Annotated in this window: 18 protein-coding genes; 8 read left to right on the forward strand and 10 right to left on the reverse strand. The window is 45.4% G+C overall.

What is annotated here, in order from left to right:
- Positions 1-79: 79 nt before the first annotated feature.
- Positions 80-1,516, reverse strand: coding sequence for an amidohydrolase (locus tag OCV12_RS16705; RefSeq protein WP_261886595.1), 1,437 nt, complete (start codon positions 1,514-1,516; stop codon positions 80-82).
- Positions 1,517-2,048: 532 nt separating this feature from the next.
- Between OCV12_RS16705 and OCV12_RS16710 the strand changes: the two genes are divergently transcribed.
- Positions 2,049-3,923, forward strand: coding sequence for a methyl-accepting chemotaxis protein (locus OCV12_RS16710; RefSeq protein WP_261886596.1), 1,875 nt, complete (start codon positions 2,049-2,051; stop codon positions 3,921-3,923).
- 103 nt (positions 3,924-4,026) lie between these two features.
- Here the strand turns inward: OCV12_RS16710 and OCV12_RS16715 are convergent, their stop codons facing one another.
- Together OCV12_RS16715 and OCV12_RS16720 are read right to left on the reverse strand one after the other, a co-directional pair.
- Entirely contained in the window at positions 4,027-7,041 is a 3,015-nt protein-coding gene (locus OCV12_RS16715; RefSeq protein WP_261886597.1) for an efflux RND transporter permease subunit, read from the reverse strand.
- Between the two features lie 2 nt (positions 7,042-7,043).
- Positions 7,044-7,877: an efflux RND transporter periplasmic adaptor subunit gene (locus OCV12_RS16720; protein ID WP_261886598.1), complete on the reverse strand. Its 834-nt coding sequence runs from the start codon at positions 7,875-7,877 to the stop codon at positions 7,044-7,046.
- Between the two features lie 197 nt (positions 7,878-8,074).
- Here OCV12_RS16720 and OCV12_RS16725 point away from each other — a divergent pair, with 197 nt between their 5' ends.
- Complete coding sequence (locus tag OCV12_RS16725; protein WP_261886599.1) at positions 8,075-8,773, forward strand: response regulator transcription factor; 699 nt, start codon at positions 8,075-8,077, stop codon at positions 8,771-8,773.
- Between the two features lie 56 nt (positions 8,774-8,829).
- On the forward strand, positions 8,830-10,080 hold the full coding sequence (locus tag OCV12_RS16730) for a sensor histidine kinase (protein WP_261887136.1): 1,251 nt from the start codon (positions 8,830-8,832) through the stop codon (positions 10,078-10,080).
- A 66-nt stretch (positions 10,081-10,146) separates the two neighbouring features.
- Here OCV12_RS16730 and OCV12_RS16735 read toward each other — a convergent pair whose 3' ends face one another.
- The 5 genes from OCV12_RS16735 to gcl form a co-directional block, all read right to left on the reverse strand.
- Positions 10,147-10,764 (reverse strand): TetR/AcrR family transcriptional regulator, encoded by a 618-nt coding sequence (locus tag OCV12_RS16735; RefSeq protein WP_261886600.1) that lies wholly within the window; start codon positions 10,762-10,764, stop codon positions 10,147-10,149.
- 164 nt (positions 10,765-10,928) lie between these two features.
- Positions 10,929-12,239, reverse strand: a complete 1,311-nt coding sequence (locus OCV12_RS16740) for a glycerate kinase type-2 family protein (protein ID WP_261886601.1) — start codon at positions 12,237-12,239, stop codon at positions 10,929-10,931.
- Positions 12,240-12,557: 318 nt separating this feature from the next.
- Positions 12,558-13,454, reverse strand: a complete 897-nt coding sequence (locus tag OCV12_RS16745; RefSeq protein ID WP_239848980.1) for a 2-hydroxy-3-oxopropionate reductase — start codon at positions 13,452-13,454, stop codon at positions 12,558-12,560.
- Between the two features lie 37 nt (positions 13,455-13,491).
- A complete protein-coding gene (gene hyi, locus OCV12_RS16750; protein ID WP_239848981.1) occupies positions 13,492-14,268 on the reverse strand; it encodes a hydroxypyruvate isomerase in 777 nt (258 codons plus the stop codon).
- A gap of 116 nt (positions 14,269-14,384) precedes the next feature.
- Positions 14,385-16,157, reverse strand: coding sequence for a glyoxylate carboligase (gene gcl / locus OCV12_RS16755; RefSeq protein WP_261886602.1), 1,773 nt, complete (start codon positions 16,155-16,157; stop codon positions 14,385-14,387).
- A gap of 314 nt (positions 16,158-16,471) precedes the next feature.
- On the opposite strand from gcl, the gene aceB reads away from it, so the two are divergent.
- Positions 16,472-18,097 (forward strand): malate synthase A, encoded by a 1,626-nt coding sequence (gene aceB, locus OCV12_RS16760; RefSeq protein ID WP_261886603.1) that lies wholly within the window; start codon positions 16,472-16,474, stop codon positions 18,095-18,097.
- A gap of 102 nt (positions 18,098-18,199) precedes the next feature.
- On the forward strand, positions 18,200-18,640 hold the full coding sequence (locus tag OCV12_RS16765) for a GlcG/HbpS family heme-binding protein (protein WP_008220964.1): 441 nt from the start codon (positions 18,200-18,202) through the stop codon (positions 18,638-18,640).
- Positions 18,641-18,754: 114 nt separating this feature from the next.
- Here OCV12_RS16765 and OCV12_RS16770 read toward each other — a convergent pair whose 3' ends face one another.
- Positions 18,755-19,192 (reverse strand): DoxX family protein, encoded by a 438-nt coding sequence (locus tag OCV12_RS16770; protein ID WP_261886604.1) that lies wholly within the window; start codon positions 19,190-19,192, stop codon positions 18,755-18,757.
- Positions 19,193-19,402: 210 nt separating this feature from the next.
- Here OCV12_RS16770 and OCV12_RS16775 point away from each other — a divergent pair, with 210 nt between their 5' ends.
- Positions 19,403-20,308: a LysR family transcriptional regulator gene (locus OCV12_RS16775; RefSeq protein ID WP_261886605.1), complete on the forward strand. Its 906-nt coding sequence runs from the start codon at positions 19,403-19,405 to the stop codon at positions 20,306-20,308.
- A gap of 124 nt (positions 20,309-20,432) precedes the next feature.
- Here OCV12_RS16775 and OCV12_RS16780 read toward each other — a convergent pair whose 3' ends face one another.
- Positions 20,433-20,915: a MarR family winged helix-turn-helix transcriptional regulator gene (locus OCV12_RS16780; protein WP_261886606.1), complete on the reverse strand. Its 483-nt coding sequence runs from the start codon at positions 20,913-20,915 to the stop codon at positions 20,433-20,435.
- A gap of 123 nt (positions 20,916-21,038) precedes the next feature.
- Between OCV12_RS16780 and OCV12_RS16785 the strand changes: the two genes are divergently transcribed.
- Positions 21,039-21,932 (forward strand): DMT family transporter, encoded by an 894-nt coding sequence (locus OCV12_RS16785; RefSeq protein WP_261886607.1) that lies wholly within the window; start codon positions 21,039-21,041, stop codon positions 21,930-21,932.
- 218 nt (positions 21,933-22,150) lie between these two features.
- On the forward strand, positions 22,151-23,671 hold the full coding sequence (locus OCV12_RS16790; protein WP_261886608.1) for a DUF1254 domain-containing protein: 1,521 nt from the start codon (positions 22,151-22,153) through the stop codon (positions 23,669-23,671).
- The last annotated feature ends 70 nt before the right edge of the window (positions 23,672-23,741 follow it).

A 23,741-nucleotide genomic window follows, 5' to 3' on the forward strand; every position in this document is an offset into this window, starting at 1 on the left:
GGGATAAGCCAGCTACAAAAAGGCCGACATGATGTCGGCCTTGTTCATTCAGTTCGATTTTTAGAAACCGATTTACATCTTAATCCATCAAACTCTTAGATTTAATCGCTTTCTTAGAAAGCTCTTTGGCAAACGCTTTAATATCAGTTTCAAACTCATCGACGCTTTGGCGTATTTCATCCAGCTGAACGGTTTGCATCACTCGATTTTCCATTACGATTTGACCGTTAACAATAGTGGTGTCGATGTTGCTCGGATTCGCTTGATAAACCAAGGTCGCGTATGGGTCGTAATTCGGCATCATGTTCGCCGATGTTGTCTCTACGATCACGATATCCGCTTTCTTACCTGCTTCAAGAGAACCGATTTGGTCTTCCATGTGTAGGGCTTTCGCGCCACCTAATGTCGCCATCTCGATAACTTGCTCAGGAATCATGATCGTGCGATCAGAGTGCTTTAAGCGTTGCATGTTTGCAGCGTAGCTTAGTGTACGCATGATATCGACTTGGTTAGAGCTCATCGGGCCGTCTGTTCCCAAACCAATTCGCATATCAGCACGGTACATCTCCCACGCAGGTGCGATGCCCGTCGCGCCTTTAGCATTAGCCATTGGGTTATATGAGATACCCGCATCGGCCTGTTTCAATAGCTTTTGATCGTTCTCTGAAAGGTGGATCCCGTGAGCAATCACGACACGTTCATCGAGCACACCAATTTCGTCCATGTATTCGACTGGTGATGTCGCTTTGGTTTCGTCCTTGATGCGCTTTTCTTCATTCGGGAACTCAGCAACGTGAATCAACACAGGTACATCATATTGAGCCGACAGCTTATTGATTTCTTGCAGCTTATCTTTGCTCACGGTGTACACCGCGTGTGGTGCATAAGCGGGTGTGATTAACTCATCGTTTTTGTACTGCTCGATAAAGCCTTTGGCATATTCAATCCCGCCGTAAGGTTCTTTGGCATCAACCACTGGGAATTTAATCACGGTTTCACCTAACACCGCGCGCAGGCCGACTTCTTTGGTCGCCTTTGCCATTTCATCCATGTGGTAATACATGTCAACGTAAGTTGTTACACCACTTTGCGCCAACTCGATAGAGCCAAGCTTAGTCGCGTTGTAAATCAGTTCACGGCTTAGCTTTTCGGCTTCTAGCGGGAAGAAGTAAGCAAACAGACGATTCGAAATGCCCTCTTCTCCTAAACCACGAAACGCAATCATAGGTAGATGGTTGTGAGCATTAACCATGCCCGGCATAACAATCCCATCTTGAGCATCAATAACCTTTTCAGCGCGATATTGAGTAATCAAATCCTCGTTACCAACAGCGATGATCTTATCGTTTTTCACGACGACAACACCGTCTTCAATCACATCCATTTCAGAATTGATCGTCAGAACCTGTCCATTTTTGATGATCAGATCGGCGTTGTATGTTTGAGTCGCGACCGTCGAACCGCAACCTGCCAGTAGAACTGCGCTGATGGTGCATGCCAAGCTTTTAAGCGTCATTGCTAAACCTATATGTTGTGCGTGTAATATTGTTAGAAGCTTCACTCTGGTGTTCTGAGTTATTTGCTTTTGAAACCAGTAAGTGCCGCCCATTTTTGCGACACTATAACCTGTTGTTTAAATAAAATGGCATACCTAATCGAGCCAAATCCAATATAAATGAGTTATTGCACAACAAGTCACAAAAATACAAAACGAACATCACACAGCGGCTTCTAGATCATTTGACTTGGTCAAATTCAATACAAGTATTCAATCCAACCAGCGACTATAAACATAGGTAAAATTTCGAACAGATTACGTCCATTGGCTCCTTGACCCTTTCAAACATTAAAAAATAAACGTTTGAGTTTCTTATAAACCACATACCGATAACCCATCACCTACAAAGTATAAACTTGTATTTAAATTTATCTTTTCATCCTGAAAGAAGGGCCATAATCAATTAATGTAAGGTTATATTGCTTATTACAGAAATACCCTCATCTGACCTGTAACATTGAAAACAACCTTTTTATACAGCATTTTTTCGATGAAATTCCAATCTAAAATCATACTAACGACCAGTCTTCTGTTCTTATCAGTTATTACTTGTATCGGCTTCATTCAACAACAAGCCACCAGCAATACTTTTAAAGAAAATATACACCTTAGTGTCCAAGAACTAATCAAAAGCGTCGGCTATACAGTTTCATACCAACTCAACGCTAGCCGTGAGTTAGTGGGTTCAGTAGTCCATTCATTGAATATGATTGATGCTACTAATCACGACCTTGCGTACGAAGCAATATCGACCTCGACGTTGAAGAGTAGCTTTCAAGCGGTTGGTATCGGATACGAGAATAATGGTCTTCTCATCTCAAATGACGGCTGGGTTCCTGACCAAAGTTATGATGTACGTTCTCGCCCTTGGTACATCGCAGCAAGCCAATCAGATAGCATAGTAGTGACCAAACCTTATGTTGACTCATCTACCGGCGATATGATCATTTCTATTTCTTCATCAATCAACGACACCAATGAGCAATTTTTGGGAAATGTAGTATTTGATGTGTCATTAACCCCCCTTGCACAACTAGTCAATCAAACCAACCTATTCGACTCTGGTTACCTTTTCATGGTGACAGGTGATGGCACAACGATTGCTCACCCTAACAGTGATTACAATGGTCAACCTTTAACCGATTTTGCTCCAGATGTAGAACTCGAAACGGGCGTAAAGGAAGTTATAATTAATGACGCACTGCATCTGATCAGCTTACAAAAAGTGAAAGGAGAAGATTGGTATATTGGTGCGCTCGTAAATGAGGAACGTGTTTTCTCTAGCCTAAATGACCTAACCTCCCACCTAATATTGATGGCTTCAATTTCGATCATTATTATTGCCATTCTCTTGTACTGGGTGATTGGTTACCTATTCCGACCGGTAAAAGAATTAAATTCAGCAATCAAGAACATTGCTTCTGGTGAAGCGGACCTAACTCATCGCTTAAAAACAGACAACGACCTCGAGTTTGCTGAATTGGCAGGGAACTTTAACCAATTCGTTGAAAACTTACAGGTTCAAATGTTGGAGTCAAAAAGAGTGGCATCAACCTTGAAAAGCCAAGCAGATACAACTCAAAAGACAACGCAAGAGACAGGGTTCAATGTGAATCATCAGATGTCAGAGTTAAGAAGTTTAGTAACCGCCATGGAGCAGATGTCGGCTTCTGCTCGCGATACAGCCCAAAGTGCCCAAGATGCGGCAGAAAGTGCCAACTTTGCTGAAAAAAATGTCATTGAGAGTGTCGATGTTGTTCAGCAAACCGAACAAACGATCAAAAGCCTATCGCTCAGTATTAAACATGCCTCCACTCAATCCGACAACCTAACCGAAGCTACGAATAGCATTACTAGTATTTTGGATGTCATAAGTGAGATTGCTAATCAAACCAATTTATTGGCTTTGAACGCAACGATTGAATCAGCACGAGCGGGACAAGCTGGTCGAGGTTTTGCGGTAGTTGCTGACCATGTACGCTTACTCTCCTTGAAAACACAAGAATCAACAACAGAGATACACTCCAAAATAAACCAGTTAAAGAACGGAACGAGCTCAATGGCACAAGCTATAACCGTCAGTGAAGCAAGTGCAAGAGATGCTATTTCTTGTGCTAAAAAAGCCACTGAAGCACTCAGTTCTGTACAAGCAAACATCACCCATATTTCTGGTTTTAACGATCAAATAGCGGCAGCAGCAGAAGAGCAAAGCTCTGTATCTATTGAGATAAATCGTAATACACAACAAATCAGTCAATTGAGCCAACAAGTAGCAGAACAAGCTATGGAGATGAGCAGTGGTATGGATACGCAATTGAGCGAGATCGATAAACAACAACAAATCCTAGAACGCTTCAAATTATAAAAGCTAGACCTTCGCTCTAAGTAAAAACTCCGATGTACATCGGAGTTTTTAATTGTATTTCTATTCAGGTTTCAACCACTCATTTCTAGCCCATTTAATATGATTATGAATTATTAGGCTTTCTTGAAAAGAACAACGCATACATGGCAGGAATCACCAAAAGTACAACGGGCAATGAGAACAACAGACCATAGCCCAGCGTGAGCGACATTGGCCCCATAAACACATCCGTTCCACCTAACCCGTAGGCGAGAGGCAACAAACCAGCCACCGTGGTCAGCGATGTCATCACAATCGGACGCAGACGACTGACAGCCGCTTGAGTTACCGCGTCTATCGCGTTCAAACCTTCGATTCTTAACTCGTTGATTCGGTTAATCAGCACCAAGGAGTTATTGACCACAACACCCGTCATCCCAAGTACGCCAATCAATCCAAACAGAGACATCGGCTGCATGTGAACCACAAGCGCCATCAACGAAGCCATAATTGCGAACGGGATAACCGCCATAATGAGCAGTGGTTGCAGTAATGAATTAAACATTACCGCCAATACAAAGTAGATCGCTACCATAGCGGCAGGGAACACCACCATAAAGCCGCTCATGGTTTCGTTAGTGCTTTCCGCCTCGCCGCCTACGTTAATGGTCACGCTTGATGGGTATTGACCGGTAAGCTCTGTGACTAACTCATCGGCTAATGCGACAGGGCTAATGCTCTCGTCAGATAAGGCAGCGGATACCGTAACTTCACGCTCGCCATTGTAGTGCTTAATAAGACGCGGGATTTCTATCTGCTCAACCGTAGCCAAACGACTCAATGGTACTTGCTGCCCATCAGCCGTGTAGATTTTGGTGGTTTTCAACTTTTCAAGGTCGCGAAATTGCTCATCTAATACCACACGAATATCGACTTCTTGATCGCCAAGCCAAGTGGATGTCACGCTGTTACCATCAAAGCCAACACGCAGCGCGTTCGATAGATCACTCACCGTGAGGTTGTATTTCGCCAACCAGTGATATTGAGGAACAATGTTTAACTGAGGATCTTTCAGTGCCTCACTGTGATTAATGCTGGTCACGCCTTTGTAGTCTTCTAGCCAAGCCATCACTAACTCAACGGTTTGATTGCGTTCACTCTCCGTTCCACCGAGCACACGAACTTCAACCGGGTCACCGGGAGGCGGGCCACCAGCGTCAATTGAGAACTTGATAAACATGTCTTCAGACAGAGCTGCCAACTCTTCGTTAAGTGACGCGATAATCTGTTCGGCTGAACGGGTGCGCTGGTCAAAGTTTGTCAGGTTAATAATGCCCTGCGATACTGGAGATGAGTAAACCAATTCGTAGCTGACCAGTTCCGTTTCTGGTAGAGATTCGATTGCTTGCTCTATTGCTTTATGAGCATCTCGCACCTTTAATAATGGCGTACCCGCTTTCACTTCGGTGTACACATCGATGTACTTTCCCGCCTCAGTAGGGAAGATATCCACTTTCAACGAAGAGACTAAATAGCCAGAAGCTACAAACCCAACAATAGCCACTGCAATCACTGATTTCTTGTAGTTCAGTGCAATATTCAGCAGTAAGCGATAGCGGTTCGAAACCCACTCAAAACGGTCTTTTTCTTCGACTTTTTTGGTGCTCTCTTTCGCAGAAGACAAGTGCGCAGGCAGTGTTAACGTACATTCAATGAATGAGAACACGAGCGCTGCGATAACGGTAATCGGGATCACTGAGACAGCTTTACCCATGGTGCCCGGAATGAACATCATCGGGATAAACACCAAAGCAGTGGTCACTAAACTTGCCATCAAGGGCTTGATTACTTTTAAAGTCCCCGACACCGCAGCATCGACACCTTTTTTTCCTGCTTCCTTTTCTTGGAAAATACTTTCGGCGATGATCACTGAATCGTCGACGATAATACCGATAACCAAAAGCAATGCTGCCAATGTAATGCTGTCTAAATTCAGCCCCATAGTTGGCAGAACCATCATCACACCGAACACACAAAATGGGATAGAAACCGACACCCAGAAAGCGACACGACGTTGCAGGATCATGCTCAAGATAAGCAGAACCAACACCAAGCCTATCGCACCATTGGTTGCCACGATAGAGAACTTCTCTCCCATGTCTTTGCCAAGATCGAGACTCGTTTGGAAGATGAATTGGTCACCAATGCGTTCGCTTTCTTTGTCCAACAACGCCTTAATGCTGTCGATGGTCGCGATTACATCTGCACTGCCACTGTTGGTGATAGAGAAAATCACCGCAGGCTTCCCGCTCATCACCGGATCTTCGGTTGCTCGTGCAAAAGTATCGATAACGGTCGCCACATCAGACACACGGACAACTTGGCCGGAATCTAAGGCCTTAATCACGATGTTAGACACATCCCCCGTCGACTCTACTTTGGTCATGGTGACGATCTTCTGTTCTTGACTCCATGACTCTACAAATCCGCCCGACTGTGACAGGTTATGCTGCTCTATCGCGGTGCTGATATCATCAAAGGCAACTTGATAACGACGCGCTTTTTCAGGGTCGACCTCAACCCAAAACTCTCGCTCGTTAAAGCCGGACATAGTGATAGAACCAACGCCGCCAAGGTTGTTGATCTTCTTTTCTAATTGATAAGCATAGTGCTGCAAAGACGCGGTATCTGAGTTGCTATCCGTTAAGCTCACGCCAAAATGATACACATCTAAAGAAGAGGTTTTCTGCTGAGTCACAACCGGCGGCGAATCTATGTCTTTCGGCAGGTTCCCGACTCGATCTACTGCTTGCTGTATATCTCGCAAGATCACCGCGGCGTCTTCACCGGGCAAATACTCAACCTCGATACGAGATCGCCCTTCTGAAGATTCTGACGAAAAATAGGCAATACCATCGACGGAACGAAGTTCTTTCTCTATAGGATTGGTGATGTTCAGTTCAATGTCTTGAGCTGTTGCGCCGGGATAACTGGTTTCGATTTCCGCCGTGTCCATCGCAACATCTGGGTACTCTTGCAAGTTAAGTTGCATTAACGACATAACGCCCGTTAGCAACACCATAACCGTGATGATGCGAGCCAAAAACTGACGATTCGCGAAGTATGCTAAGAAGTTCATCGTTACTGCCCTTTACCTTCGTTTGATGCTGCTTGATCCAATGCGACTTGAGCGGTTGTGATGCCTTGAATGGAAAGATCTGTCGAGGCGTAAACCGACATACCTGGCTTAAACTCATGGCCTTGGTTGGTGATCTCGACCAATACTGGGTAGGTCAAATTTTGCATCTCAACACCAATGCGCTGCACTTTTGCTTCCATCTTGAATTCTGGATTGGTTTCAGACCACACCACCACTTCTTGACCAACGCTGAAATGCTTTAAGTCATACTCACTCGCCATGAACGACAGAGTCACTTTGTCGATGTTGACCACTTCATAGAGCAAATCCCCCTCGCTCACCCAAGCCCCAGATTGCGTGGGTTTGTTGGAGATGTAGCCCGAAATTAGGGATTCAATCTGAGTGTTTTCTAGGTCAACTTGAGACTGTTGATAATCAATTTGAGCGACAGAAACCGCAGCTTTAGCACTGAGAAACTCCGCTCTTGCCGTATCTAGTTCCCCGACTGACAAGCTGTTCTTCTTAATGAGTGCTTGATAACGGTTGTAGGTTGCTTTTCGTAATGCAAGATCCGCCTCTGCAAGCGCTAGATTGGCTTTGGCCTTATTGACGCTAAACTTAAAATCATCGGCTTTAATCTGAGCCAGTATTTGTTGTTGGTTTACGGCATCACCCACTTCAAGGTTATTCATCTCTACAACACCGGGCACTTCTGCCACAACGCTGTGTTTATTCAACCCTTGAACGTGACCGATTAGCTCGGTTGCTTGAGCCATTGATATTTGAGTTGTTGAGACCCCAAGAAGTGCTGCAAGCGCGATAATTTTAGTTTTCATAATTCAACCCTCACCTATTGATGTGAACTATTGTTGAATTCGCTTTGTCGAATTAAAGTCGAAGTGTATTCGACATTGAAAAATAATCGGATGACGCTGTATTTTTGTGTGCAACACTATCAATTAGACATAAATTCGACATAATTTTGGATAGGCTACATTTTTACTGACCGTAGAGTTTTAGGTGGGAACGAGAGATGCTTGAGCGCAGTCGTATTTTAGTTGTTGAAGACAATATCGAACTTCAAGGCATTATTGCCGACTTCTTAGAGGTTAAAGAAGCCGTTGCGGATTTTGCTTCCGATGGCGAACAAGGCTTTAATTTAGCAATGCAAAACGACTTCGATGCGATTGTCTTAGATGTCATGCTGCCTAAGCTAGATGGTATGCAGGTGGCTTCGAAACTACGTCAAAATGGCATAACGACACCGATTTTGATGCTAACTGCGTTGAATGGCCAAGAAGACCTGTTAAGCAGCTTTGATTCCGGTGCCGACGACTTCGTTACCAAACCTTTTCAGTTTCCTGAATTAGAAGCTCGCCTATCAGCACTGATCAAACGCAATAAAGGCTTAGTCGCGAAAAAAACACTGAGCTTTGGTGAAGTGATTATTGATGAAAAAACGCATACCGCTTCAAGAGACGGACAAACGCTAACTCTTACACCTATCTTGTTCCAAATTCTGAGAGAGTTAGTCAAAGCTCAAGGCGGGGTTGTGTCTCGTGAAAGCCTAATCTACATGCTTTGGGGCGATGACATTCCAGACAAAGATGTACTCCGCAGCCATATTTACCTGCTGCGAAATGTACTCGACAAACCCTTCGACTTTCCAATGCTCAAGACCATTCCAAAGCATGGATTTCAGTTGCTCTCGTCTGCTAGTGAGCCTCAATAAAGATGAAGATTCGAACCAAGCTAGGTAACTCAATCGAAGATGTCAGAATCCGTACCATGCGTACCTTTTCTGTCATCGCTCTGGTCTCATCATGCATCGTATTTTTCGTGTTCTCGCTACGGTTGGTTTGGCAAGAAGAAGCTCAAATCGAAAATCACCTCAAGTCATTCAAGGGTGTAGCACAACAGTTCTATCACCAGTTGTCGCCAACTGGCAGTCTCAAACTGTCGGACAGCGTGACGGTTTATTATGGTAAAGCAGACTTTACCGACCAACTCAAAAAGCTACCGCCAATGGCGTTGGAAACGGTCGATCGTCAACGCTTTGAAATTAGACTTTCTGAAGAACACATTCTTATTCCCGGCGTGCTCGTTTACCACTTTGCCTTTGAAGACCAAGGGAAAACCATTCCGACTTACATCACCATCAGCTCATTTGATATGGACCTGTGGGATGACAGTTGGGGCGTATTGATGGCGATTTCGACTCTGTTGATGCTCGGGCTGATCATCGTATTGCGGGTTACCCTCAAGCGAGTCTTTGACCAGTTAATGGCGCCGATTTCAGACCTCAGTACTCAACTCAGTAAACATGAATCTGATAACTTCAAAGTACCTGACCGCACGATTGACGAGCTGCAGATGCTCACCTCACACCTCAACAGCTATTCAAAAATGAAAGACAGGCTTGCCAAGCAAGAGATGATGTTTGCCAAATACGCGAGTCATGAATTAAAAACACCGATAGCAATTGTGATTGGTGCAGCCGAACTACAAGCTATGAAGCCCGATGACCCAGCATTCCAAACTAAGCAACGCGAGCGTATTTTAAGCGCAGCCAATGGGATGAGTAACACGGTCGAGGTACTGCTCAATATTGTGAAACAAGAGAACTCTTCAACCGAAAAAACGTTAACTGAGATCGACGACAGCTCTATCGACTTATCTAAATACCAAGCGATGCTATCCCCTGGCGTTGAGCTGGTGCTGCACGTTGAGCCAGACACCACGCTCAACATGCCCTTGCCACTGGTGAACATGGTTCTGAAGAACTACATTGAAAACGCGATCCGATTTACCACACAAGGTGAGATAACGGTGACTATCAACTCAAATACGATTTCAGTTTCTGATACTGGCTCGGGCTTAAGTGATGATACAAAAACCGAACACGGTCTTGGTTTAATCATCGTCAAGCGTATCGGAGACAGCTACGGCTGGGCATCCACACTGATAGATAACGCGCATTCAAACGCAACATCAACAAGTTCTGGCTGCACTGCGACCTTTGCTAGAAACGATATATAAATACAGAAGGACGAATACAAAAAAGGACATCGTGTGATGTCCTTTTTTAATGACCTGAACAATAAACTACTCTGCCTTTCCTTTCACACCGCAACCTTTAATCACTAGCTGAGTGATGAACTTCGCGGCTTCTTCGTAGTCTTTGTCATCGAGCTTATCTTTCTGCATCACGCTGCAAATCTGCCAGCCAAAATCGGCATAGGTTTGAGTCGCCGCCCAGATGGTAAACATCAGGTGGTGTGCTGGTACGTCATCCATTAAGCCTTGTGCTGACCAAGTGGAGAACTTATCGAGGATCATCTGAGACTGGTTATACAGCTCATCGCCGATCTCTTTTGGCAACACTTTGGCACCAGACATCACTTCATTGGCAAATACCTTAGAAGCGTGTGGATGGTCGCGAGAGATGATCAATTTGGTTTGAATATATTGAGATAAAGCTTCAACGGGATCGCTGAGCTCTTCAATCGGACGAGACGCTTCAAGTAACGGCTGCGTAACGGTTTCTAGAACGGCATTGTAGAGTTTGTCTTTCGAGCTGAAATAATAGAATACGTTGGGTTTGGGGATGTCGGCCGCCTTCGCGATATCGGCCATTTTTGTTGCGGCATAACCATGAGTGGCGAATTGTTCACACGCGACCTCGATGATTAAATCTTGATTCTTTTGTCTGATCCTAGACATAGTACTTCCTTTACAGCTCATTACTTAAACCATAGTAATCAACGTGCTTCATTAGTCCAGAAGTTAATCTCAGAACTCGAGGTCACCGCATTGATAGCAATAAAATGGCCGCTCTTATGTGCAGAAGAACGACCATTCAACCGTGTGTTTTCTAGCGGGTCAGCTTAGAGAATCAATAGTGCACGAAAGTCATTTACGTTAGTAAGCGTTGGACCCGTCGTCAGTAGCACGCCCGTTTGCTTGAAAAAGTCATAACTATTGTTCGCCTCTAGATAATCATCAGCTTTAAGTGACAAGCGAGTCCCTTCTTGCCATGTTTGTGGGGTTATCCATGCCCCGGCATTGTCTTCCACACCGTCAATACCATCGGTATCAGCGGCCAAAGCGAATATGTTGTCCTGTCCTTTTAGCTCGTTATACAAACTTAAGAGGAACTCACAGTTGCGCCCGCCACGACCATTGCCTTTTACGGTTACTGTGGTTTCACCGCCAGATAGCAACACGCAAGGGGTCTCGAATGGATGCTTGTTATTAGCAACTTGCTTGGCTAATGCAGCGTGCACCTTCGCGACTTCTCGCGCCTCCCCCTCAATGCAATCACTCAGCACATACGCGGGGATACCCAAACCTTCGGCTTCTGCAGCAGCAGCTTCCAATGCTGACATTGGGGTCGCGATAATATGATGCTCGGCGTTCTTCCAACAGACGTCATCTGGCTTAACGGTCTCTGATTCTGGATTATTGAGCCATTCAAATGCCGAGCGTGGTGTTTCTATTTGGTAGCGTTCTAAGATTGCCATCGCATCAAAACGCGTGGTAGTGTCCGGTACGGTTGGTCCAGATGCAATCACACTGATGTCATCACCCGGCACATCAGAAATCGCCAATGACACCACTCTTGCTGGATAGGCTGCTTTGGCAAGTCGGCCGCCCTTTATCGAAGATAGATGCTTGCGCACACAGTTCATCTCATCAATGGCTGCGCCAGATTTAAGCAGTGCTTTGTTGATTTGTTGCTTCTCTGCCAAGCTAATATCACCACCGGGCAAGCTAAGTAATGCAGAGCCACCTCCTGACAAAAGACATATCACGGTGTCGTCTTCACTGAGGTTATTCACCAATTCCAACATCCGCTGACTGACTTCCAATCCCATCGCATCTGGAACTGGATGCGCCGCTTCAATCACCTCGATGTACTCACAAGGCGCGAGGTGTTCATAACGAGTCACCACCAAACCTTCTAAATCACGTAGTGCAAGGTCTTGCTGTTTCTTGGCTTGCCACACGGCTTCCAATTCAGCGGCCATCGATGCTGCCGCTTTCCCAGCCCCAATAACGACCGTTCGCCCAGCTTGATTAGCCGAGCGATAAAATATGTCTTGAGGAAGAAAAGGTTCGATGTGGTTTTTGGGTAGAGCCTGATTTACAGCACTTGAGAAAAGGGTTTGCAGAAACTGCTTAGCATCAATGTCCATCAGCCACTCCTTAGTTGACGGAGAAAAAAAGAACCCCAATACAAGGCGAAAGGGTGCCTGCTAAGATCAAGTTGGAAAGGAACAACTTCAACCTTTGCCTCGTACCGGGAACGCGTATAAAAGGAGACGAAACTACGCGATTTATAAACAAACTGTTTGAAACTGTTGGCTAGCGCATCGCAGTCCTATCGAGGCCTGAAAGTCGGTTTACTGTTCGACATAACTGCGATGGTAAGCCCGTATTCATGAGCCTTAATCCCCAAAAAAGTGGTAGGCGAAAAGGCTAATGAACTGAGACGGATTAATCGTTGAAAGAGATTAACGAATCGAGTGGTCAGAACGTTTCTCAATCGCTTGGATAAGCGCAGAGTGGTCCCAGCCTTCACCGCCCATCTCGGCACACTCACCAAACAAATCTTGAGCATTAGCCGTATTCGGCAGCGCGACCCCTAACTCTTGTGCACCCGTTAGTGCAAGATTTAAGTCTTTTTGGTGTAGCGAGATTCTAAAGCCCGGGTCAAAGGTGCCTTCCACCATTCGCTCACCATGCACTTCAAGGATCTTAGAGTTGGCAAAGCCACCTAATAGCGCCTGACGAACTCGCGCAGGATCAGCACCGGCTTTTGATGCAAACACCAGTGCTTCAGAGACCGCTTCAATGTTCAGTGCAACGATAATCTGGTTAGCAACCTTGCAAGTTTGACCCGCTCCGTTGTCACCCACCAGTGTGATGTTTTTACCCATGATTTCAAACAGTGGGCGTGCTTTATCAAAAGCATCTTGCTCACCGCCCACCATGATAGTTAGCGCGGCATTGATCGCGCCTACTTCACCACCAGAAACTGGAGCATCTAAGTATGAAGCACCGCCTTCATTGATACGTGCTGCAATGGCTTTAGTCGCGATAGGCGAGATTGAACTCATATCGATAACGAGCTTGCCCGTTGCTCCGCCCGCCGTGAGGCCTTGCTCGACACCGTTATCACCAAATAGGACCTCTTCCACTTGAGGTGTGTTTGGCACCATAAGAATAATGACATCCGCTTGCTCTGCGGCTTCAGCTGGGGAATGACAAACCGTAGCGCCAGCTGCAACCAGCTCAGCAGGAGCAGCGTTGAAGTGATCCGACAGAATCAAATCATGACCCGCTTTTTGAAGGTTACTCGCCATAGGTTTACCCATGATGCCAGTTCCGATAAATGCAATTTTAGACATATTGTTCTCCTTAACGTTTGAGGGTTACCAGACGCAATTAACGGTACTGGTTTAGCCAACCAAGGCCTTCTGTCGTTGTCGTTTTCGGTTTGTATTCGCAGCCAACCCAACCTTGATAACCAAGCTCATCAAGGTAGTTCAGTACGAATGGATAATTGATTTCTCCGGTACCCGGCTCGTGTCGGCCTGGGTTATCTGCCAACTGCACGTGAGCAATTTGACCAATGTTCTGCTGCATGGTCGGCGTAAGGTCGCCTTCCATAATCTGCATGTGATAGATATCGTATTGGATAGAAAGGTTATCGCTTGCCACCTCTTTAATGATGGTTTTCGCTTGCTCCGTGGTGTTCAAGAAAAAGCCTGGAATATCGCGCGTGTTAATCGCTTCAATCACTAGGCTAATGCCTTCTGCAGCTAACGCATTTGCGGCGTAGTGAAGGTTAATCACAAAGGTCGCCTGAGCGTCTTGCGGAGTAACGCCTTGTGGGACAATACCCGCTAAGCAGTTCACCTGTTTACAACCAAGTTTCTTGGCATAGGCTATCGCTTTAGGCACGCCCGCTTGAAACTCTTCAACGCGTGCTGGGTCAACCGCAATACCACGATCGCCAGCATCCCAATCCCCAGCAGGCAAGTTAAATAGCACTTGCTCTAGATTATTAGCATCAAGCTTTTGTTTAATCTCATCCGCATCAAAGGCATATGGGAAAAGGTATTCCACACCTTGAAAACCCGCCTCAGCGGCAGCTTCAAAGCGATCCATAAAATCAACTTCCGTGAATAACATTGACAAGTTTGCTGCAAATTTTGCCATGACTCTGTCCTTATTCTTTATTTTTGAAAATCTGGTTATTGGTAATAAAGCCTCGCTCTAATGGAGGCTTTCCGTAGAGCCCAATCTCGGCTCTACAGATACACATTATTTTGTGATTATTTGTACGCTAGCGCGGTTGGCGCATCGTCTCGGCTTTCGGCAAGTGGTTCAAATTCGTTGATGGCGTTGATCTCTACGCCCATCGCAATGTTAGTCACTCGCTCCAGAATCAGCTCAACCACCACAGGCACCTTGTGCTTATTCATTAGCTCTTTGGCTTGTTCAAACGCTGCTGCAATTTGGTCTGGTTCACGAACTCGAATCGCCTTACAACCTAAGCCTTCAACAACCGCTACATGGTCGACACCGTAGCCCTCAAGCTCTGGCGCATTTTGGTTATCAAATGCCAGTTGTACACAGTAATCGATATCAAACTGACGCTGCGCTTGGCGAATCAAGCCTAGGTAGGAGTTGTTCACTAGCACATGGATATATGGCAAGTTGAACTGCGCACCTACCGCAAGTTCTTCAATCATAAATTGGAAGTCGTAGTCACCAGAGATAGCAACGATATCGCGATTTGGATCGGCCGCTCGTACACCTAATGCGGCTGGTGTTGTCCAACCAAGCGGGCCTGCTTGACCACAGTTGATCCAATTACGCGGCTTATAAACATGCAGGAACTGAGCGGCAGCAATTTGCGACAAACCAATCGTGCTCACATAACAAGTATCACGACCAAATGCCTTGTTCATCTCTTCATAAACGCGCATCGGTTTCATTGGCGCTTCATCGAAATTGGTTTTACGCAGCATGGTCGATTTTCGTTCCTGACACTCACTTGCCCAAGCATTTCGATTTGGTAATTTGCCAGCATCACGCCACTCTTGCGCCACTTCAACCATTAGCTCAAGTGCTGATTTTGCATCAGAAACAATGCCTAAATCAGGACAGAACACGCGGCCGATTTGGGTCGGTTCAATATCGACATGAACAAACTTACGACCTTCGGTGTAAACATCGACAGAGCCGGTATGACGGTTAGCCCAGCGGTTACCCACACCAAACACGAAATCAGAGTTCAGCATGGTTTCATTACCGTAACGGTGAGAAGTTTGTAGCCCCACCATGCCTGCCATTAACTCGTGGTCATCTGGGATAGAACCCCACCCCATCAAGGTTGGAATCACTGGTACACCCGTGATCTCAGCAAACTGCTGTAGCAGCTCAGATGCACCTGCGTTGATCACACCACCACCGGATACAATCAAAGGTTTCTCCGATTGAGACATCATGGTTAATGCTTTCTCAACCTGCGCGCGTGTTGCTTGTGGCTTGTAAGGTTCTAGCGGTTCATAGGTATCAATATCGAACTCAATCTCAGCCAACTGCACATCTAAAGGTAGATCAATCAGCACAGGGCCGGGGCGTCCAGAACGCATCAAATGAAAGGCTTTTTGAAATGCGCGCGGCACTTGAGCAGGTTCCAGTACCGTGGTTGCCCACTTAGTGACTGGCTTAGCAATCGATTCGATGTCGACCGCTTGAAAGTCTTCTTTATGAAGGCGAGCACGCGGAGCCTGACCAGTGATACATAGGATAGGGATCGAGTCAGCTGATGCAGAATAAAGACCTGTGATCATGTCCGTTCCTGCCGGGCCAGAAGTACCAATACACACACCAATATTATCCTGATTAGTACGTGTGTAGCCTTCAGCCATATGTGAGGCACCCTCTACATGTCGAGCTAAGACGTGGTCGATTCCTCCGAGCTTTTTCATCGCTGCGTACATTGGGTTTATCGCTGCGCCGGGAACACCAAATGCGATGTCTACTCCTTCACGTTTAAGCACTTCTACCGCTGCTTCAATCGCTTTCATAATTGCCATTCGAACCTCCAGTTCAGATTGTATACAATTAAACTAACTTTTGTGTACTATGAATCATCCTCAGCATTTATCAAGTCCAATTTGAAACATTTTTGTTACATCAACCTATCCTATTGAACAGCAATTAAGCCTGAAAAGCTTACAATTCATTGCTTTACATAAAATATCTTTACGTAAAAATAAATCACAAAAAGATTAAATGATAAATAAATGTTAAATACCATTTGCTTGTTTACAATTTCTACAATATAAATATCGTTAAAAAGAGCATTTTGTATACAAAATGACATCACATTGTGTAAAGGAGACAAACAATGATGAATGACGTGAAAGAAAGAGAAGAAACGCTGTGTATGCAGGTACTTGGGAATATGGACAACCCCGAGTACAAAGAGATCTTGTCTAAAGATGCATTGAAATTCTTAGAAGCTATCGTTAACAAGTTTGGAGATCGCCGTCATGCCCTGCTAAATGATCGCGACATTAAACAAGCTCAATACGATAACGGTGAGTTACCCAATTTTAGAAAGGACACTATCTCTATTCGTCAGAATAAAGAGTGGAAAGTCGCAACACCGCCGCCAGAATTACTGGATCGCCGAGTAGAGATCACTGGTCCTATCGAAAGAAAGATGGTGATCAACGCATTAAACTCGGGCGCGAAAGTCTTCATGTGCTGCTTTGAGGATGCGTCTTCTCCAACTTGGGCCAACATGGTCGAAGGGCAAATTAACCTAAGAGATGCCAACTTGGGCACCATCAGCTATTTCGATGAGAAGAAACAGAAGAGCTACCAATTAAATAACGATCCTGCTCTATTGATTGCTCGTCCTCGCGGGATTCATTTGCCTGAACAGTCCATTCAATTCAACAATCAACCTATCGCTGGTTGTTTGATGGACTTTGCGCTGTACTTTTTCCACAACTATCAATCACGTGCGCAGCAAGACTTAGGCGTTTACTACTACATTCCCAAGCTTGAGAGCATGGAAGAAGCACAATGGTGGGACGACATTTTCAGTTTCACCGAGCACTATTTCAACGTAGCAAAAGGCACCATCCGCGCGACCGTATTGATTGAAACGCTGCCGGCCGTCTTCCAAATGGAAGAGATCTTGTACGCAATGCGTGATCATATCGTTGCGATGAACTGTGGCCGCTGGGACTACATCTTCAGCTATATCAAAACACTGAAAAATCATAAAGATCGTATCTTGCCCGACCGTCACGGGATCGGCATGGATCAAGAGTTCCTAAACGCTTACAGCCAGCTGCTGGTTCGTACTTGTCACGCTCGTGGTGCGCTGGCGATGGGTGGCATGTCTGCTTTCATTCCAGCAAAAGATCCGCAAGAGATGGAGCGTGTGACCGCCAAAGTTATTGAAGACAAACAAAGAGAATCGCAAAACGGACACGATGGCACATGGGTCGCGCACCCTGCCCTAGTTGATTTAGCGATGTCGATCTTCGACAAGCATCTTGATGGCAAAGTGAATCAAATGGATTTCCAAAGCCCTGAACACACCATCAATGCCGACACCTTGCTCAAACCATGTGAAGGCAGTCGCGACGAAGCGGGCGTGCGCAAGAATATCCGTATAGCGCTGTATTACATCGAGGCTTGGATCCAAGGCTACGGCTGTGTACCTATCTACGGACTAATGGAAGATGCCGCCACCGCGGAGATCTCAAGAGCCAACATTTGGCAATGGATCCATCATAGCGTCACGCTGGATGACGGGCAAACCTTTACCAAACAACTTTTCCACTCTTGGCTTTACCAAGAGTTAGACACAATAAAACACGAAGTCGGAGACTCGCGCTATGCAGCAGGTCGATTTGAAGAGACAGCCGATCTTTTCTATCAACTTTCTACAGCCGAAGAGTTCGCTGCCTTCCTAACTTTACCCAGCTATGGGCTATTACAAGAGTCCAGTTAGGACTCTTGTACCAAGCTGAATCAGTCAATGGTATTCATGAATAAGAGTAATAATTGGCTGACTTAGCTTGGTACACAGCCCCTTGAAAAACTAGGAGATAACATGGGAAGTTTGACTCTACAACAAGCGTTAACCATCATCGATGGCACCTTAAAAGCAGGAAACAAGATTCACACAGAACCTTTGACGGTCGCCGTCTTAGATAGCGGTGGCAAACTGATTTCTCTGCAACGTCAAGATGGCTCCAGCATGATGCGACCTGATATCGCCATTGCTAAAGCCTGGGGCGCACTCGCACTGGGGTGTTCTTCGAGAAAACTCGCCCAAGATGCTGACAACCGACCAGCATTTATCTCCGCCGTAAATGTACTCGCACACGGAAACATGGTGCCTGTACCTGGGGGGCTGCTCATAAGAGACAAAGATAAAACGGTACTCGGAGCCATTGGCGTCAGCGGTGATATCTCAGACATCGATGAAAGCTGCGCCATCAACGGAATTGGCTGCGCAGAGCTGTTCAGTGACGAGATGCTGCAAGCTTAAGTTCAGTCATTCACGGAACTCACAAACGAAAAAACCGAAGCCTTGAGCTTCGGTTTTTTATTCATAAGTTGCGCCAACAACACGAACGAATAAACTTTAATTGGATTAAGACCACTAACGAACAAAAACCATTAAACGTGTCCATTTGGCTTCTTGCTTCAACTTGTTAGACAGCCAGTAATCAAGACTAAACGACCCTGCGCCCAGTGCCGCTAACGCCAGATACCCACCAGCAACAGAGACGTTTTTGTAGAAGTGAATCATTTGACCCGATGAACTTGGATCGAAATGAAACATAACACCAGAAACCAATGAGAAAAACGCAATCGAGAACGCGGTAAAGCGAGTCATAAATCCAGCTAGAATCGCAAGCCCGCCACCGAGTTCAAGCAAAATAACCAAAGGCAACAAGTAAGCGCTCACGCCTTGAGATGCCATGTATCCCGCAGTTCCTTCATAGCTAAATAGCTTTCCCCAACCGGCTTGAATAAACAAGTAAGCCAATAAAATACGAGCGAAAAAAGTCAGTGTGTCGTTCAATCTGGTGTTCATAGTTAGTTCTAAGCCTTGATAAGTTTCATTGCCGATAGATTATTCGACTTAGCATTAAGATGATAACGAGAAAAATAGAACAACTTGTTTGAAATTTTAGTAGACATACTCGCATACAAATTACTGACTAATTCCGAAGATTGAACAACCTCAATGCTGTTACCATTGCCTTAAATTCATTGAAACTCTTGCCCCATTTTTATTGATTTTATGAAGACTCTGAAGAAGACACTGCCGCTCGACACCTTACAAATATTGGATGTTCTACAACGAGAGGGAACTTACTCGTCAGCCTCTGCACACCTCAATCGTTCCGTTTCTGCATTAAGTTACCAGATTCAAAAATTAGAAGACGAACTTGGCATCTTGATCTTAGATAGGTCAGGACACAGAGCCGTGTTTACTCAGGTAGGACAAATGTTGGTGGAAAATGGTCGACAGTTGCTGGCAGGATCAGATGAGCTCATAAACCAAATACAACGTTTTACCAGTGGTTGGGAAAGTGAGCTGTTTGTGTCCTATGACGGCATTATCGGGCAAAATATTGCGTTGTCGTTAATCGCTGATATGGCAACAGAATGCAGCACGCAACTGTATGTCCAAGAGGATATTTTGTCGGGAGGCTGGGAGGCATTAACCTCAGGAAAAGCAGATATTCTCATCTCATCGATGCCCAATATCGAGCTACCGAATACTGTGAATATTAAAACTATCGGCAGTGTAGAAATGATTTGGGTCGCCGCAAAAAACGCACCCATTTTAGATGAACCAAATCCGCTCAGTGAATCTACACGGCGTGAGCACACAATCATCGCAGTGGCCGATACCGCTAAGTCAGCGCCTAAAGTCACCAAAAACATCTTACTAAACCAAAAAACCAGTACGGTCAGTTCAATGACTAGTAAGCTGACGGCAATTCAACGTAACCTTGGCATTGGCACTCTACCTAAACAACTTATAACCGCCGAGTTAGAAGCTGGAAGTTTAGTAGAAATTGGCCACGCGAGAACCGTTGATATCGTGCTTGCGTGGCAAATAGGCAACATGGGGAAGGCAAAAACACTCGCTTTAAAAAAGTTAGAAAAGTGCTGGAGAGCATCGGCTCAAACTGACTAAAAAGATCCTAAACAGCGCGACACCAAATTGAAGCCACAAAAAAACCGAAGCTCATCACTTCGGTTTTCAAATCAAATGAAGCTCGTTCAGTTCACTAAATTCAGTAAACCGATTCAACCAGTGATTACTCGTAAGCACTCAACCACGCTTTTAAAAGTTGGTTGGTGTTTTTCTTCTGACTAGCAGATAAAGATTTAACCAGCTTTTTCTGCATCTCGACATGTTCAGTCATCATCTCATCGATCAGAACTAGGCCATCTTTGGTCAGTTTAACACTCACGCTTCGTCGGTCTTCTTTACTGTGCTCTCGGCTAATTAGCCCTTTGGCTTCTAGCTTATCAAGACGATTGGTCATCGCACCGGATGTCAGCATCATTGACCCAATAAGCTCAGAGGGCGTTAGTCGGTAAGGCTTTCCAGAGCGTCGTAAGGTCGCCAATACATCAAACTCGCCCAATTTCATGTCGTACTTTTTATGAAGGTCAGCAACTTGCGTTTCCATATACTTGGCAATACGCATAATCCGGCCCATCATTGCCATAGGCTCAGTTTCTAATTCGGGCTTTTCCTTTGCCCATTGCTCTACAACGCGGTCGATAGCATCCATTTGCAATCTAGCTCCGTTATTAGTCTGATTACTTTAAACTAGTTTAACATAAAGATACTTTACAACCACTAGTTCTCAGTATACAGTTCACACAATAGTTATCTTAACGTAAAGATATTTTAGATGAACATATTATTAGCAATGATTCCCGCATTCTTTTGGGGAACAACTTATGCAGTGACGCAATTTACGCTACAGGAGTGGCCACCATTATTATTAGGTGCTTTGCGTGCATTACCTGCTGGTTTGTTATTGCTAGCGGTAAAGCAGACACTGCCGAAAAAAGGCGAGTGGCAGATCATTTTCACTCTAGGCCTTATCAACATCGCGACCTTCTTTGGTTTGATCTTTGTGATGGCATTAACCCTGCCTTCTGCGATTTCAGGCGTGGGTATGATCTCCGTACCTGTGTTCGCAATGATCTTCCATTGGGTAGTGAAAAAGCAGCGCCCGCATTTGATTCAAGCCCTTTCTGGTATTGGCTTGATCACCTTAGCTTGGATTCTATTCAACCCAAGCCAAATAGCATTAAACCCTATCGGTTTAGGCGCAATGTTTGCCGCAATCATGTGTATCGTTATCGGCAGCAGCATTACCAAATCACTGGGTAATCGCATGCACTGGTGGAAGGTACTCACATGGCAGCTGATTTTGGGCGGTACAATTTTGTCTGTCGCTTCTGGCGTTCACGCCTTCATCGACCCACAACCTTATGTTAACGCTGTGACTCATTTCGACACTCGCAATGCGATGGGCTTGGTTTGGGTGATTGGGCTCAATACGGCGCTTGGTTACGGCATGTATGTGTGGTTGCTGCAACGTATGTCTGTGGTTGACTTCACCTTCGGTGGCATCGCTAACCCAGTGGCAGGTATCGTTACAGGTATGGTGTTGATGGGCGAATCCTTCACTGCGGTGCAATACTCGCTGATGACAGGCATGATCGTGATGTCACTGCTACCACAACTGATTCTTGCAATAAGACAAACCAAAACGGTCAAACCCGTTACGCAATAAAAAGATTTAGGCAGTTACGAATAAGCCCGCCAAGTGCGGGCTTTGTTTTGTCTATAGAACTGTTTATTACAGCGTATCCAAACCGTTCTGCGAGCGTCTTCCAACCCTTGCACATTGCTCCTCACTTTGAAGCTCATTTTTGAGCCTATCGCGTATCAGACATGTTTTTTCGACTAGCATAAAGTAAGTACATCGAAACGAAACTGAAAGGTGACATCATGATTAAGTCGAAGCTGAAAGCACTTGTGTTGGCGAGCAGTCTATTTATCTCACACCAAGTACTGGCTACGGAAAACTACAATACCGATATTCCGCCAAGCATTATGACGCCGGATACGGTGCAAACCAGCATCGGTGAGCTGAACTTTAAAGATGGTGCACCAACGGCTGAAACTGCGCAAAAGCTGTATGACAACCTAGATACGCTTCGCTCAACAGAGGTGTTCCTCAATGCGATTCCAATGGCTTCGGTTGAAGCACTGCGCGTTGGTCATGCTGAGATTGGTTCAACATCATCAAACCAAGTAGTGGTGTTTAATAACTTGATGGATTCGAATCCGCTATTTCTAACCGGTAACACCGACACCGTTTATGCTTCAGTTTTCCTCGACCTTGAAAAAGATGGCCCAACCGTCATTGAAGTGCCCGAAGGTATGGGACCAACGACGGTGAACGATGCGTTCTTCCGTTTTGTTACCGACCTAGGCATCGTGGGACCAGACAAAGGCAAAGGCGGTAAATACCTGATTCTTCCTCCAGGTTACGAAGGCGAAGTACCTGAAGGCTACTTTGTTTCACAATCGACCAGTTACACCAACTGGTTCATTGCTCGCGGATTCCTGAAAGATGGCAAGACCGATGCCGCAGTGAAAGCCTATAAAGAGAAACTTAAAATCTACCCACTAGCGAAGAAAGATGACCAACCGAAAATGGAGTTCATCTCGGGGAGTGGTAAATCGTTCAATACCATTCATGCAAATGACGAGCACTTCTACACAGAGATTAAAACCGTGCTAGATAAAGAGCCGATTTCATTCATCGACCCTGAGCTGCGTGGTTTAATGTCGAGCATTGGCATTCAAAAGAACAAACCTTTTGCGCCCGATGAACGCATGAAAAAGCTGATGAAAGATGGTGTCGCGATTGGTAACGCAACAGCTAGATCCCTGTACTTCCAGCCAAGAGACAAGAAAGCTTACATCTATGAAGACCGTCTATGGAAAACGGCGTTTATCGGCAAAGATTACCAATGGTTAGTCGACCAAGGTGAAGGTGGACGCAACCTAGATGCACGCTCTTACTTCTTCTATGTAGCGACGGTAAATACACCCGCGATGGCTCTAAAGCTTATCGAAAAGGGCTCTCAATATGCGCTGCTTGACCAAGCGAAAGACGGTGAATACTTCGATGGTGGCAAACACTATAAATTGAATATTCCAGCGAATGTTCCGGCTAAGAACTTCTGGTCTATTGTGGCTTACGACACGCAAACGCGTTCAGAGCTACAAACCAGCCAACCGCTGCCAAGTAAGAATAATCAGCGCGATGATTTTATCGAAAACAAAGATGGTTCGGTTGATCTGTACTTTGGCCCTACCGCGCCAAAAGGCAAAGAAGCGAACTGGATAGAAACGGTTCCAGGCAAAGGTTGGTTCACGATTCTAAGACTCTACGGCCCTCAAGAAGCTTGGTATGACCAAACATGGAAGCCAAGCGACATTGAAGAAGTTAAGCTGTAACACTAACCAGACTTAACGAAACAAGCTGTAGAGACTAAAAAACGCGCCTTCATCGGCGCGTTTTTTTGTT

The sequence above is a fragment of the Vibrio pomeroyi genome (assembly GCF_024347595.1).
Lineage (GTDB): Bacteria > Pseudomonadota > Gammaproteobacteria > Enterobacterales > Vibrionaceae > Vibrio > Vibrio pomeroyi.